This is a genomic window from Campylobacter cuniculorum DSM 23162 = LMG 24588 (genome assembly GCF_002104335.1).
GTDB classification, from domain to species: domain Bacteria; phylum Campylobacterota; class Campylobacteria; order Campylobacterales; family Campylobacteraceae; genus Campylobacter_D; species Campylobacter_D cuniculorum.
Map to the genome: position 1 here is coordinate 1,486,557 of NZ_CP020867.1, position 14,086 is coordinate 1,500,642.

11 protein-coding genes and 1 pseudogene are annotated in these 14,086 nt (G+C 31.5%); all 12 read right to left on the reverse strand.

Features of this window, described 5'->3' with window-relative positions:
• Positions 1-2: 2 nt before the first annotated feature.
• A complete protein-coding gene (locus CCUN_RS07280) occupies positions 3-3,494 on the reverse strand; it encodes a proline dehydrogenase family protein (protein WP_027305168.1) in 3,492 nt (1,163 codons plus the stop codon).
• 806 nt (positions 3,495-4,300) lie between these two features.
• The gene (locus CCUN_RS09650) at positions 4,301-4,897 is read right to left on the reverse strand and encodes a hypothetical protein (protein WP_415270586.1); all 597 of its coding nucleotides are present in this window, start codon (positions 4,895-4,897) and stop codon (positions 4,301-4,303) included.
• A gap of 29 nt (positions 4,898-4,926) precedes the next feature.
• Positions 4,927-5,295, reverse strand: coding sequence for a Cj0814 family flagellar-dependent secreted protein (locus CCUN_RS07285; RefSeq protein WP_088245158.1), 369 nt, complete (start codon positions 5,293-5,295; stop codon positions 4,927-4,929).
• Between the two features lie 99 nt (positions 5,296-5,394).
• A pseudogene (locus tag CCUN_RS10080) lies at positions 5,395-5,577 on the reverse strand (Cj0814 family flagellar-dependent secreted protein); the annotation flags it as partial.
• 63 nt (positions 5,578-5,640) lie between these two features.
• Positions 5,641-6,768 (reverse strand): hypothetical protein, encoded by a 1,128-nt coding sequence (locus CCUN_RS07290; protein WP_035175626.1) that lies wholly within the window; start codon positions 6,766-6,768, stop codon positions 5,641-5,643.
• A 136-nt stretch (positions 6,769-6,904) separates the two neighbouring features.
• Positions 6,905-7,609, reverse strand: a complete 705-nt coding sequence (locus tag CCUN_RS07295) for a winged helix-turn-helix domain-containing protein (RefSeq protein WP_051521676.1) — start codon at positions 7,607-7,609, stop codon at positions 6,905-6,907.
• A gap of 16 nt (positions 7,610-7,625) precedes the next feature.
• On the reverse strand, positions 7,626-8,408 hold the full coding sequence (gene fdhD / locus CCUN_RS07300) for a formate dehydrogenase accessory sulfurtransferase FdhD (protein WP_027305165.1): 783 nt from the start codon (positions 8,406-8,408) through the stop codon (positions 7,626-7,628).
• Positions 8,409-8,531: 123 nt separating this feature from the next.
• Positions 8,532-9,461: a formate dehydrogenase subunit gamma gene (locus CCUN_RS07305; RefSeq protein WP_027305164.1), complete on the reverse strand. Its 930-nt coding sequence runs from the start codon at positions 9,459-9,461 to the stop codon at positions 8,532-8,534.
• The gene (fdh3B, locus tag CCUN_RS07310; RefSeq protein ID WP_027305163.1) at positions 9,458-10,099 is read right to left on the reverse strand and encodes a formate dehydrogenase FDH3 subunit beta; all 642 of its coding nucleotides are present in this window, start codon (positions 10,097-10,099) and stop codon (positions 9,458-9,460) included. The genes CCUN_RS07305 and fdh3B overlap by 4 nt, the downstream gene beginning before the upstream one ends.
• Positions 10,096-12,900: a molybdopterin-dependent oxidoreductase gene (locus tag CCUN_RS07315; protein ID WP_085296674.1), complete on the reverse strand. Its 2,805-nt coding sequence runs from the start codon at positions 12,898-12,900 to the stop codon at positions 10,096-10,098. Before CCUN_RS07315 ends, fdh3B begins: the two co-directional genes overlap by 4 nt.
• Positions 12,900-13,082, reverse strand: coding sequence for a twin-arginine translocation signal domain-containing protein (locus CCUN_RS07320; protein ID WP_027305160.1), 183 nt, complete (start codon positions 13,080-13,082; stop codon positions 12,900-12,902). The genes CCUN_RS07315 and CCUN_RS07320 overlap by 1 nt, the downstream gene beginning before the upstream one ends.
• The gene (locus tag CCUN_RS07325; protein WP_027305159.1) at positions 13,057-13,758 is read right to left on the reverse strand and encodes a TorD/DmsD family molecular chaperone; all 702 of its coding nucleotides are present in this window, start codon (positions 13,756-13,758) and stop codon (positions 13,057-13,059) included. Before CCUN_RS07325 ends, CCUN_RS07320 begins: the two co-directional genes overlap by 26 nt.
• Positions 13,759-14,086: the final 328 nt, after the last annotated feature.

Sequence of the window (14,086 nt, forward strand, 5' to 3'; positions counted from 1 at the left end):
TTTTACTCCTTTTTTAAACCGCGAATGCCTAAATTTCCGTAACGATGATAAGAAATGCTTAAAGATTTTTCATTGTGATAAAACAAAAGTTCAAAGCGTCCATTAAGCAAAGGTTTATCTCTAACGATGATTTTAGCATTTTTAGCTGCTTCTTGATAAATTTTATCTTCTTTATTTGGCAAAGCAAGATAACGAATTCTTTCATACAAAGCGAGTTTTTGACAAAACTCCGCTTCATCTTCTGCGACAAATTTTGCTCTAAAACCTATTTTATGCGATAAATCTTTAGCGGTTTGAATTTTAGAATTTTGATTAAAACTTACTAAAAGTTCTATATTTAAGATATTTGCTGCCAAAATCACAGCTAAAATATCTCTTAAGTCGTCATTTTCACACACTCTATAAGCAATATTTTTAACTTTGGTATAAGAAAAAAGATTTTCCTCACCGCGTATGCAAACATAATCTCTTTCGCACTCAAATTCATTTTTAAGATGATAAAAATAGGATTTAGCCATTAAAACAAGCTCATTTAAAAGCTCTTTATCTTGAGTATTTTCTTGTGAAATTATATTTTGCAAAGCTCTTGAAAAATCATTTTCAAGCAAATTTTCATCCGCTTCTTGTTGTTTAATATCCAAAAATTGCGTGATATAATTATAAATTCCTACCTTTCTGCCAAAACCTATTGCAGATTTTTTGATTCCTCCAAAAGGCTGACGCAATACAATTGCACCGGTGGTTGGTTTATTGATATAAAGATTTCCTGCTTCAATTTTTTGTGTAAAAAATTCCCATTCTCTTTCATCTAAGCTTTCAAAACCTGCTGTAAGTCCGTATCCTGTAGAATTTGCTAAATCAATTGCTTCTTCTAAATTCTTAGCTCTCATGACGCTTAAAATCGGACAAAAAAGCTCATTCATATGAGTGAAATCACCTTTTTTTGTGCCGTATTTAATGCCCGGAGTCATTAAATATTCCCTTAAAAATTTAGGTTTTAAAGCCCATTCTTCATAGGGTTTTAACTCATTTAAAGCCTTTAAGATTTTTTCATCGGGCTTATTTGCTAGGGCTGCAAGTTTATTTTTAAATTCAAAAGGACTTCCTATATTTAAAGAAGCTGTAGCATCGACTAAACTCCTCTTAAATTCTTCATCATCATAAAGCTCATCTTCTAAAATCAGCAAAGAAGTTGCCGAGCATTTTTGCCCAGAATTTGAAAAAGCAGAATGGACTATATTTTTGATAGCACTTTCTTTGTCTGCAAATTTAGAAACAATGGTAGCATTTTTCCCTCCTGTTTCTGCACTTAAAACTAAAGTGGGATTAGCTTTTAACATTTCATAAGCTGTTTCTTCTCCTCCTGTAAGAATTGAAAATTTTACGCTCTCATCATTCAAACAATATTGAGAAATATCCCTTCCCCTAGCAGGTAAGAAGATCAAAGCATCTTTTGGAATTCCTGCATCCCAAAAACATTCACAAAGCCTATAGCCTGTTAGGATTGAAAGTGATGAGGGCTTATAAATCACAATATTTCCTGCAGCTAAAGGTGCAGCAATTGTTCCTGCTGAAATTCCTATGGGAAAATTCCAAGGAGCTATGGTTACAGCTATGCCTTTGGGCAAGAAATTAGTTTTGGGATTCTCCATTTTAAGTTTTTCTAAAGAATGTGGATAAAATTCCACAAAATCAATTGCCTCGCTCACTTCAGAATCAAGCTCAAGAAAAGTTTTTCCAACTTCTAAAGCTCCTATTCCTATCAAATCCCCTCTTCTTTCTCTGATTAAAGCAGAAATTTTTGAAAAAATTTCATAAATTTCATCGTGGCTTTTTTCTGAAAATTTTGAATTTTTAGCAAGGTCTAAAGCTTGTTGAATTTCATTTTTACCAGCTAAATAAACCTTAGCTATAAGTTTTTGCTCGATTTTATCTTTAAGTTCTAAAAGTTCTAAATTTTGTTTTTGAAATTCTAAGTTTCCTGCAACAGGACAAAGTTCTAAGGGTTCTAAATTTTGATATTTTGCACGAATGTTTTTTGCCCAAATTCTATTTTGTGGCAAAATAAAATCAGTATCGCTTTCATTGATAAATTTTTTACTCTCATAAGAGCTTAAAACCTTTTGTTTTTCATTTCTATTTTGCTTACGATGTGTGTTTGTATTAAGAGTTTTAATCCCTTCAATGGATTTTAAAAAAAGTTTTTTTTGAGCATTATAATTTTTATCATCGTATTTAAGATTAAAAAAATAACGCATAAAATTATCTTCGCTTGTATTTTCATCAAGTCGTCTCACTAAATACGCTATGGCGTTGTTAAAATGTTTTGCATCACAAACAGGAGCATAAAGAATGAGTTTTGCAAGATGAGAAAGTTCTAAAGAGCATTGCTCACTCATACCCTCTAGCATTTCAAAAGTAAAAAATTCCAAAGCTCCCGCTTCTTTAATCCTCGTATAAGCATAAGCAATTTCAAAGATATTGTGGCTGGCTATGCCGATATTAATGAATTTAAAATTTTCATTTTCAAGTATAAATTCAAGCATTTTTTTATAATGACTATCGGTGTGAATTTTTTGATTAAAGGGTGCGAGTTCCCAAGATTTCAAAGAAGAAATGCTTAACTCATTTTCCATATTTGCCCCTTTGACAAAGCGAATTTTAAGCGGTTTTTTTCCTTGTAAAACCCTTTCTTTGGAAAAAGCAAAAAGTTTTTGCAAGTATTGATAAGAATCGGGTATATAAGCTTGAAGCACAATTCCTGCTTTTATATCAAATTTATTCACACTTTCCATAAAAGCTTCAACCGTAAGCTCCAAATCCTTAAATTCCTCCATATCAAGATTGATAAATTTCTCTACACCTTGCTTTTTTTGTTCCTCTAAAGCCAAAGCGTATAAAAGATCAAGCCTCTTAACAAGCTCATTTTTAGAATACTCAAAATCAATGATATTAATTTGAGAAAAAATTGTTGTAATTTTGATAGAAATATAAGTAATATAAGTTGATTTTAAGGCTTCTTTGTATTTTTGCATCCTAAAATCAGCTTCTTTTTCGCCCAAAACCTCTTCGCCAATTAAATTGACATTTAAAGTGATGTTTTGTTGAGTTCTTTGTAAAATATGAGTTTGGATAGAATCTAGATCTAAAACCATATTTTGAGTGTCTTTTCTAAGATGAGAAATAAAAAAAGGCACACTCAAATGCGGTGCAATCTTACCAAAAGTTAAAAAATTCCAAAGTAAAAATTTCTCAAAATTTGTAAAAAAATCCGCTATACCATACCGATAAAGCGTATATGAAATCAAATCAAAACTCGCTTTTTTATCCTTACATCTAAAGGATCGATCAAGAAGTTCTATCAGCATAATTTTATTTTTAGGATTTAAGAGAAGTTTTTGCATTTTAGCGTGAAAATTTTTTTCTTGAGTTGAAATATTATTTTGAATTTTTTGTTGTAATTCTTGAGCTAAATTTAAAGCCTTTTGTATCATTATAATTCCCTTTATTTGTGTGTAATTTTTAAGAATAACACACAAAGTTTAAAATAAACAAAACATTTTAAAAAAGCAGGATAAAAAATTCAAATAATGAGTAGTTTAGTAATAAATATTTTTAAATCAAAGGGCTTGTTATATTTCAATATATTTTTTAGCAATCACATTAAAAATATTTTCAGAATTTAAAATTATTAATTTTTCTGTATTGAATTTATCTTGTTGTTTTCAAAACAAACTATCGCAAAACTTAGAAATGATGAGGATAGATTTGTAAGAGTTATTGTTAGAAATTTTAAAGATATTAACACCTTATAAAAGATAAAGCAGAGGAACTCTTTTATTTGAATAAAGCCAGAGTGATGAATTCAAGAGAAGCAAGAAAATTTGCAAATTTATTCAGTAATCCTATTTAGATATAATAAAATATTATCGTTAAATTTATAGTGTTTTTAATGCTTGTTTCTAAACACAATTTTCAAATTTTACCCTAAAAAATATTCTAAGATTTTACTATTTTAGCAACCAAAATAACACCAAGAGCAAAGGCTATGATTCCAAACATAGCAACAAAAGCACCTATCATTTTTCTTTCTCCAATTTATCAAGTTCTTTATTGAAATTTATGCTAAGATAAACTAATGCTAAGAGTAACACAATAATCCAAACCATAAGGGATAAAACAAAATCTAAAGTTTTATAATGTATTAGTGCAAAACCAACAACACCAAATAAAGCAGAACTTGCTAACAAAGAACATAGAATTAATAAACTTGCTAATTTTTTAACGTAAACTCTCCTTTTTATGATTTAAATTTTAATATTGAGTTCTTTTCTTTTTTTAAATACTCTATCAATTCTTTTTGCTGTTTCTCCATTATTTCAATTAAAGGTGTAAAGCTTATATTGCTATCATTTGTATCAACAATACCAGCACCTTGAACTATATTATTAGAATTGAGCTTTAAATTATAATTCCTATCATGCCACCTTTTTGCTACTTCTTTAGCGTCCATAGACTTATCAAAGCCTTCACTTTTGCCCATTGCAGTGGCTTTACCTTCTCTAGTATAGATATTTTCATTGATGATAGCTACTAAAAGCCCTCCTTTAGTGATAGTGCCATCAGAATTAGTGTATTTGCTAGGTGTAGTATCAAAAAATACACTTGTATTAACACTTTCTTTGCCATCATTGTTATTGTTAAAAATATCTGTAGCAGAATTTCCTTTCATAAGATTTTCAGTAGAATTAAAAAACAAGCTATCTATTTTTGTATCTGTTGTGTTTTTATAATCAAAATTTGAATCAGCATCTAAATAATCTTTTGCAGAATTATAAATCCTTGTTACTTTCATACTTTGGCGATTAAATTCATAACCTTGTGGAAAGTTAGCAATATCTTCTAAACTAAAGCTTTCTTTAGAATTTAGACATCTTTATCTACAACTTGACTTAAAATTTTATAAGCATTTCCTACGGTTTTAGCAATGTCTATACTTTCAAAAGCCCTAAAGGGATCTTTTTCATTAGTGGACACTTTCACTAAACTTTCCATAGTGCTAGAATGAATTTTTATATCCTCAGGAATTCCCGCTGCTTTATTAAAATCACTTGTAAAATAACCTTCATTATCCACTTCATAGCCTAAAACCTTATTGCTTGTTTTAGAGTTTTGTTCTGTATTTTGTAGATTTTTTACATTATTATTTGAATTGAGAGAATAATTAGTATTGTTTTTAACATTAAGACTAAGGTTGGCAAAAATATTGTTAAAAGTTGCATTGATACTTAGCATTTTTTACTCTTTATCTACTCATACAAATATTTTAATATTTTTTTACTGATTTTTATATAAAGAGTTTTATATAAAACTCAAAGATAAAGATTAAAACATTTAAGCCCTAGTTTGATTGATAAGATTATTAAGTCTATTCATTACAGAAGTTACATAAGAATTAATGCTTTCACTATTTGCTTTCCAACCATTAGCCTTTGCTTGATTAAATTGTCTGTCAAACCAAGCACCACCATAATTTAAATTATCTTGTAATTTAACCCCATTTTCATAAGCATAAAGAAATCCAAATGTTCATTATATTGTCCATCGTCTGTTGCTATATAATGATTTAATTTTATATTGTCAAGCCTTAATATCTATGATTTTTGGTCTGGTGTTTTGAGAAAGGAATTTAACAAATTCCCCTGTATCATCATCATTGCTAAATTTCATACCAAAAAGAAGTTCTAATTCTTCACTTGTGCTAAATTTAGTCTGTAAAAGCTTCTTTACAAGCTCATTTCTTGTATTGTCATCTTTATAAGTTTCTTTGTTTTTACTTTCACCTTGTATGGGTTTAAAGCTTTCATCAATAGGCTTGACTAGCAAATTATCGCCCATAGCCGTTTCAAATTCCTTTACAAACTCATCGTGTCTTTGTTTAAAATCAAGATATTTGGTTTTAAATTCATCTAGAGTTAAATCTTCTTGCATGAGGTTGTCAAATTCACTTTCAAAATCTTTAGCCTTTTGCACTAAAGAACTATCCAAATGAAAACTCACAGCATAAGAAACATAAGTTTGCAATTTACTTTTTTCTCTATCAATCCCCATCCAAGTATCAGAAACGATATTTTTAAAAGATGATTTTTCTATTTTATTAGCATCTTTTAGTTGATTTTTTTGCATGAAAGCATAAAATTCACTCATATCTTTTTGCTTTATATTGTTATCAAAGCCGTTGATTTTACCATAAAGAGTGCTTTTGGCTTCTTTCATTTTAAGTCCTTTGCTCATAAAAAGCTCTTGTAAAACATCATTTTTAGTAAAATTATCCCTAAGAGTGATATTCAATTCTCTCTCAATTTGTTCTTTATTAAAATTTGCACCAAATTTATCAAAATTTTGCAAATTTTCTTTGTAAAAATGACCCAATTCTTTCGCCCAATCCACATAATCATATAGGGCTTGAGAACCAAGTTTTATTGTAGTTAAAGTCTGATCTAAATCTTTTATCCAATTTACATAAATCTTATAATCCTTTGGTAACCCAGCAGCCTCATTAAAATCGCTTGTAAAAAAGCCATCTTTATCCACACCATAACCTAAGACTTTATCTACCGCTTGTGATTTATCATTAACTAAATTTGAATTTATTTCTTTGTTTTGTTTAAAGTGTTGCTTTGAAGAAATATTATTATTTATTTGAGTATTCTTGTTTGAATTTAAATTATCTGTATTGTTTATATAATTTGAATAAGAATTTATCATTTGACTGCCTTTAAGATAAATTTTTATTAAATCGGTAAAAATGATTTTTTCTTTTAATTCTGAAAATACCGGCTATTAAAATCTGATTTCATATATTTTTACATTTACTTGCAATTTTTGGCTATTTATATAATTATTAACTTTTTTTATCTTTTAAAAATAATTCTTTAAAACGTTTGTTTGCATATTCTTCAATATCTTTTTGCAAAAGAGAATAATTTTCCATAAGCTCTATGGCTCTTGGCGTAAGTTTTGTCCCAGAATCCTTGCTACGTCCTTGCTTTGTAACGACAAGATCTTCTTGACTATTTTTTTGTAAAACCTGCAAATGAGTCCAAGCTTTTTTATAATTTATCCCCATAATCTTTGAGGCATGGAGCAAACTCCCTGTTTGAGCGATGAGTTCTAAAAGCTCGGTTTTTCCCTTGCCAAAAAGCAAATCTCCGTCCGCATTTTCTATCCAAGTTTTAGTCTTTACTACAAATTTCTTGCCTCTTTTTTCTTTAAAACAACCTAATAAACAATATTTCACATCGATTTTATAGCTTTTTAAAGCAGAGCGTATGCTTTTTAAATTATAATGTTTTTTAGCTAATTCTCTAGCATCCTTGCAAAAAATTCGACGCTTTTCATCGAGTTTTGGTTCTAAAATTTTAAGCACCTCTATTTTTGGTTTTTCAAACTCAAGATGTCCAAATTGTCCTAACTCACAATTATCAATACGAATTTGATTTTCATCGGCAATTTGTCCAATTTCTTCTATATTTTTGTTAAATTTCTTAGCAATTTTAAAAGCCGTCCCGCAATCTAATTTTTCATTGCTATTTAAAAGTTCTTTCATAGCAGCTACAATTTCTTTATTTTTCAATTCTAAATTCCCCGCTGTAAATATTAATCTTATCTCCTCTTGCAAAACCACAAAGTGTGAGATTAAATTTTCTAGCAATCATGACGCCTAAACAAGTTGGAGCTGTCCTTGAAACAATAACAGGAATTTTATGCATCACTGCCTTTGCGACCATTTCAGAGCTTAATCTCCCGCTAAGCATTAAAAAGCATCGACTTAAATCCACACAAGCAAGTCTTGCCTTACCCAAAGCCTTATCTATGGTATTATGTTGAGCTATATCTTCACCTATAAAAAAGGTTTTTTCATCAACGAAAAGTTTAGCTGTATGCACACAACCTGTTTTTTCATACAATTGGCATTGAGTATAAAATTCACTCATTTGTTTTAAAATTTGCCCTTTTTTAAAATGAATTGGGGAGTCAATTTTCGTTGCTTCAATGCTTTGTGGGTCAATATTTGCACTATGTGCTCTCCCACAACCGCTAATGACCACTCCAGAGGCATTGAGTTTGGCTAAATTTTCTTCATCAATTTTAGCTCTAATATGCACACTCATTCCATCATTTTGACTTTCAATGCTTTGTATATCTTTAACACTCGCAATGATATTTTCACTCATCAAATACCCAACAGCTAAAGCTTGTTCATCAATAGGCGTTGCCATTAAAGCACCGACACTTTTTTCATTGACAAAAATTTCAAGTTTGATTTCACGCACTAAAGTATCATCACAAATAAAGGATTCATCGCCCTTAAATTTAAGAATTTCAGTTGTCCATAAAGCTTCCATTTTATAAATACCTCTTGCAAAATCATACTAAAACATCACAAATTGCAAATTAACCAAGATCTTAATCAAGGCTCATTTGCATGAAGTTTTGTGGATTAATCTTAGAGTAAAAATTTTCAAAAATTAAATTTTTACTCCAGCTTCATAAGAAAAATTTGGCTTAATTTTATTTTTCTCGCTCAATTCTTTATACCAATAACTATGAAGTATATAAACTTCCTCTTCTTCTTTGTATCCGCTTACCATAGAATGGATGCTTCCTTTAATTGCAAACACAGCCATATAAATATGTATGCCAAAGAAGACAGCACAGATAATGCCTAAGAAATTATGAATGATGGCACAAATTCTTAAAAGTTCAATTTGAGTTAAACTAAATAAATTTTGAATGGCGGTGGAATTAAAATCAAGAAAATACATAAATCCTCCCGTAATAATCATAATCAAACCACCAAAAACAGCGATATAATACCAAGATTTTTGCCCAAAATTAAATTTTCCCGCAGGAATAGGACGTTTGATTTTGCTTAAATATCCACCCACTATCATAATCCAACGCAAATCATAACTTGCAGGAAGCATTCTTTTAATCCACCACAAAAACATAGGAATGATTGAAAGGATGAATAAAATTGTTGCAAAAACATGTAAATTTTTACAAACTCTGACAAAAATTCCTCCACCAAAATAAGAACCAAACATCATAATAAAGCCTGTTGGAACTAAAATCACCCAAGAAAGTGCTGCTATAAAGTGAAAACTTCTCTCAAATAAAGTGAAGGCATAAATTTTCTTTCCTGCGTGAGAAAACTGCTTAGGACCTATGACCATATAATGAAGGGCAAAGGCTGCTAAAACAGCAATGAGCGAAACAAGTGCGATTGTAGCAATATACTCTCCTTGCAAACTTGTCCAAAGTTTTCCAAAATTCTGATAATTTTCTATATTTGTAATACGATGAAAATCCCAAATTTGCGTATCTTGTCCCATACGCTCTTGACCATAAGCAAATAAATTCACAAAGCTTAATACCATTAAAAATAATTTTTTCATAATCTTTCCTTTCCGATATAGGCGATTTTCCATTCTATGCTTTGCGAAGGCGAGGCTATGCCGTATTGACGATTTTGCAGACGATTCTCATAAATTTGCTCAATTTTAGAACTCTCTCCAACAAGTAAAGCCTTCGTGGAACACATTGCAGCACAAACAGGGACTTTGCCTTCTGCAATGCGATTTTGTCCATAAAGCTCTCTTTCTTTTTCTGAATTTGTCGGTGCAGGACCTCCTGCACACATTGTGCATTTATCCATAATGCCCTTATTGCCAAATACACTATCTTTAGGAAATTGCGGAGCTCCAAAAGGACAAGCATATAAACAATATCCACAACCTATACAAATTTCTTTATCGTGCAAAACTATACCATCGGCTCGTATATAAAAACAATCCACAGGACATACAATAGCACAAGGTGCATCATCGCAGTGCATACAAGAGATAGAAGTTGAGACCTCTTTGCCTTGAACTCCTTCATTAAGAGTAATCACGCGTCTGCGACGAATGTGAATCGGTAGTTCATGGGCTTCATCACAAGCAACTGCACAACCATTACAATCAATACAACGTTCATTATCACAGAAAAATTTTAATCGCTCTTTTTCTAAATTTGCAAAATCTATCTTACTCATACTCCATCCTTACTAATCCTGCAAAGTCCGCCTTTGGTTTCTGGGATTTGACATACTATATCATAACCATAATTTGTAACGGTATTTGCACTTTCTCCACTTGCATAGGGCTTTGTTCCCTTTGGAAAATTATGTGTTAAATCCACACCTTGCATCACCCCCGTAAAATGAAAGGGTAAGAAAACCATATCTTTAGCGACACCATTATTAATCTTGACCCTAACTTTAATTTTTGTATGTTCAGGAGAATGTATCCAAATCATATCTCCACCTTTAATGTCAAGACTTAAAGCAAGTTCTTCATTTAATTCACAAAACATTTCAGGCGTTAGTCTTGTCAAATACATTGAAGCACGATTTTCCATACCTGCACCATTTAAATTCACCAAACGTCCCGTAACTAAATTTAAAGGATATTCTTTAGAATAATCCTTAGCTTGTTGTATGGAAATGAACCGAGTATCCACACGATATTGAGCTTTTTGGTCTTCAAAAGTTGGGTATTTTGCAACCAAATCTGCCCTTGGAGAATGCAAAGGCTCTCTGTGAAGCGGAATTTTATCTTTAAAATTCCAAACCACAGCTCTAGCCTTAGCATTTCCATAAGGCACTATACCTTTTTGCATACATTTATCCGCAATGATATTGCTATCATCATAAGCCCAGCTTGCTCCCATCCGTGCTTTTTCTTCATCGCTTAAAGTGATGCCTAAAATTTTTTCGATATTTTCTTTAGTGATTTGCGGGTAGCCCGTATTTATAGGCGAATTTAAAGGCGCATTTTTGGCTAATAAATTCTCACCTTCATATTCTAAACCAAAATTATTTCTAAAACCCATACCGCCTTTTGCAACTTCAATATCTGTATTGTAAAGCACAGGAGTTCCCGGATGTTTTTCATTCCAACAAGGCCAAGGAAGTCCATAATACTCCCCTGCGAGTTCTCCCTTGCCTTCTAAAGTTACTTCATCAAATTGATCCCAATTTAAAGTGTGTTTTTTAAGCCTTTCAGGGCTCCAACCATTAAGCCCTATACTACGAATGGCTCTTGCAAATTCTCTTGTCGCGTTTTCAGGCCAAACAAGTTCCCCTTTTTCGTCTCTTAAGGTTTGAGTGAATTTCTCATAAAAACCTAATCTTTTAGCAAGTTCAAATAAAATTTCTTGATCCTCCTTGCTTTCATAGAGTGGCTCTATAATCTTAAATCTCCATTGTCCGCTTCGATTTGTGGCGGTTACACTTCCGCTGGTTTCAAATTGAGTCGCTGCAGGTAAGAGATAAATTCCATCTTTTCTTTCTGCAATAACCCCCGCTTCATTTACAAAAGGATCGACTAAAACTAAAAGTTCTAAAGCTTCTAAACCCTCCTTAACCTTAGCTTGTTGAGCGGTTGAAGTGATGCCATTTCCTAAAACGATTAAAGCTTTTAGAGCTGTTCCTGCATTATCCACCTTATCGTTTCCATCTTTGCCATTAAGAGCTGCAGCCCACCATCTAGCAAGACTTAGTCCGGTTTTATGCATCCAATCTTTACTGACAAAATTTCCTAAGAGCCACTCATATTCAACGCCCCAAATTTTTGCATAATACCTCCAAGTTGCTTCATTTAAAGCATAATAACCCGGTAAATTTTCACTCAAACACGCCATATCTGAAGCACCTTGAACATTATCGTGCCCTCTTAAAATATTCACACCACCGCCAAATTTTCCTATATTTCCTAAAACCATTTGCACAATAGGTGCTAAACGCGTATTTGAAGTTCCAATGGAATGCTGTGTTAAGCCCATAGCCCAAACAAGGGTGCTCGGTTTGTTTTTAGCCACCTCGTAAGTGATTTGATAAAGCAATTCTTTTGAAATTCCCGTTACATCTTCAACAAGTTCAGCCGTCCATTTTGCAGCCTCTTCTCTAATCTTATCAATCCCAAAAACTCTCTCATCGATGTATTGAGTATCCTCCAAACCCTCATCAAAAATAATTTTTAGCATTCCATACATAAAAGCTATATCTGTTCCGGGTCGAATTTGTGCGTAAATATCAGCCTTTGCTGCACTTTTTGTAAATCTTGGATCCACAACAATAATCTTAGCTCCCTTTTCTTTAGCCTTTAAAAAATGTCTAAAGCCCACAGGGTGATTCACAGCTGGATTTGAACCTATGATAAAGATGCATTTACTTCTTTGTATATCACCAAGATGGTTTGTCATAGCACCATAACCAAATGTATTCGCCACACCGGCGACTGTTGCACTATGTCAAATTCGAGCTTGATGATCTACATTATTTGTGCCAAAAAATGCTCCAAATTTTCTTATGTAATATGCTTGTTCATTGCTTAATTTCGCAGAACCTAAAAACATAACGCTTTCAGGATTTTCTTTGCGATATGCAGCAAGTTTTTCTCCAATTTCATCAAGAGCTTGTTCGTAAGTGATACGTTTCCATTCCCCATTTTCTTTTTTCATAGGATATTTTAAACGCACGTGAGAACGCACCATATCAATCATATCCGAACCCTTGCAACAATGCCCACCAAAACTTACAGGATGATCTTGTGCAACCTCTTGACGCACCCAAACTCCATTTTGCACTTCTGCGATAATCCCACAACCTACAGAACACGCAGTACAAACACTTTTAACCTTTTTACTTCCCTCAAACGCTTCTTTTAGCTCATCCTCTCTTGCCTCTCTTAAAATTTCACTGCGTCCGAGTAAAGGTGTCGCCAAACCCGAAAGTGCAGCCATTTTTAAAAAAGAACGACGAGCAAGTTTGATATTTTCTTTTATATTTGACATTATTGAGCCTTTATATAGTATTTTTCCCAATTTGCACTTCTTTGAAAAAGCACTTCTTTTTTCTTGCTTTTACCCTTGATTAAATCTTTTTTTTCTTCCTTACCCAAAGCTAAAGTGCTAAGTGCTGAAGCACCTGCAAGGGCTAAGGCAGATTTTTTAAGAAATTCTCTGCGATTTTTCACGATTCCTCCTTTGTTTGTTTGCTTCTCTTCTTAAGAATTCTGAACGCGATAAGTCATTTTGAACTTTTTTAGTATGAGACTTTAAAGGTTTATTAAGCTCAAAACAAAATCGTTCAAATTCTATAAATTTTATAGCTATATTAGAAATTTCTTTATAGAGTTTAGAATTTTTATGGGTTAAAACAAGTTCTAAAAACTCATCTATACCCTTGTTGATAACATTTTCAAAAAGCTCTTTGGCAAGCCCGGACTCATCAATTCTTAAAAATTCACTCATCAATAAAAAACAAAAACCTATGCTATCCTCGCTTTCTTTAAAAAGCATTTCATTGCGTCTTATTTTACTCTTCATCAAAATTTGTCTTACGCAAAGCAAGGCTTTTGAATTTTCAAAGCCCTCTTCAATATAAGAAAAAGTCGTAGGAATAGCGTCTTTAAGGCTTAAAAAAAGGTTTTCATATTCTTGACTTAAACATTGCGTAGAATTTAAATCTTTCAAATTTTCAAGTAAAATATCGAAATTTTGAGCTAAATTTTCATCAAAAAGACATTCTCTCATCAAGCTTAAGTATTTTTTTATATTCTTAAATCTCTCTTGAGAAAATGAGAAGGTAAAAAATTCTCCTAAACATTGATAATAAAGACTTCTAGCTGATTTTAATTCTTCTAAATTCATCCGCTCACCTCAATGCATTTTCAAGCTCTTTGATATATTATGCAAAACAAACTTAATATATGCTCTAAAACTTCATAAAACTAAATTCTATGATATTATTATTTGATTTAAAATAAACTGAATTTTTGTGTATTTTTTAAGATATAATAAATCTTAAATACCTTAAAATAGTCATTTAATTGTTTTTAAAGATTGATTTTTTTAAAAAAATAAAAATCAATAAAGCTCTGTAAAAAAATCATTTTATGTAATATATAAATAATATTAAAATCCATTAAATCACTATAAAACTAAGTTTTTCCAAATCGTATTAAAATGAGTAAAAATA

Coding starts and splice junctions, on each gene's coding strand:
- CCUN_RS07280 (WP_027305168.1), bottom strand. CDS start 3,494: ATGATACAAAAGGCTTTAAATTTAGCTCAAGAATTACAACAAAAAATT.
- CCUN_RS07285 (WP_088245158.1), bottom strand. CDS start 5,295: ATGCTAAGTATCAATGCAACTTTTAACAATATTTTTGCCAACCTTAGT.
- CCUN_RS07290 (WP_035175626.1), bottom strand. CDS start 6,768: ATGATAAATTCTTATTCAAATTATATAAACAATACAGATAATTTAAAT.
- CCUN_RS07295 (WP_051521676.1), bottom strand. CDS start 7,609: ATGAAAGAACTTTTAAATAGCAATGAAAAATTAGATTGCGGGACGGCT.
- fdhD (WP_027305165.1), bottom strand. CDS start 8,408: ATGGAAGCTTTATGGACAACTGAAATTCTTAAATTTAAGGGCGATGAA.
- CCUN_RS07305 (WP_027305164.1), bottom strand. CDS start 9,461: ATGAAAAAATTATTTTTAATGGTATTAAGCTTTGTGAATTTATTTGCT.
- fdh3B (WP_027305163.1), bottom strand. CDS start 10,099: ATGAGTAAGATAGATTTTGCAAATTTAGAAAAAGAGCGATTAAAATTT.
- CCUN_RS07325 (WP_027305159.1), bottom strand. CDS start 13,758: ATGAATTTAGAAGAATTAAAATCAGCTAGAAGTCTTTATTATCAATGT.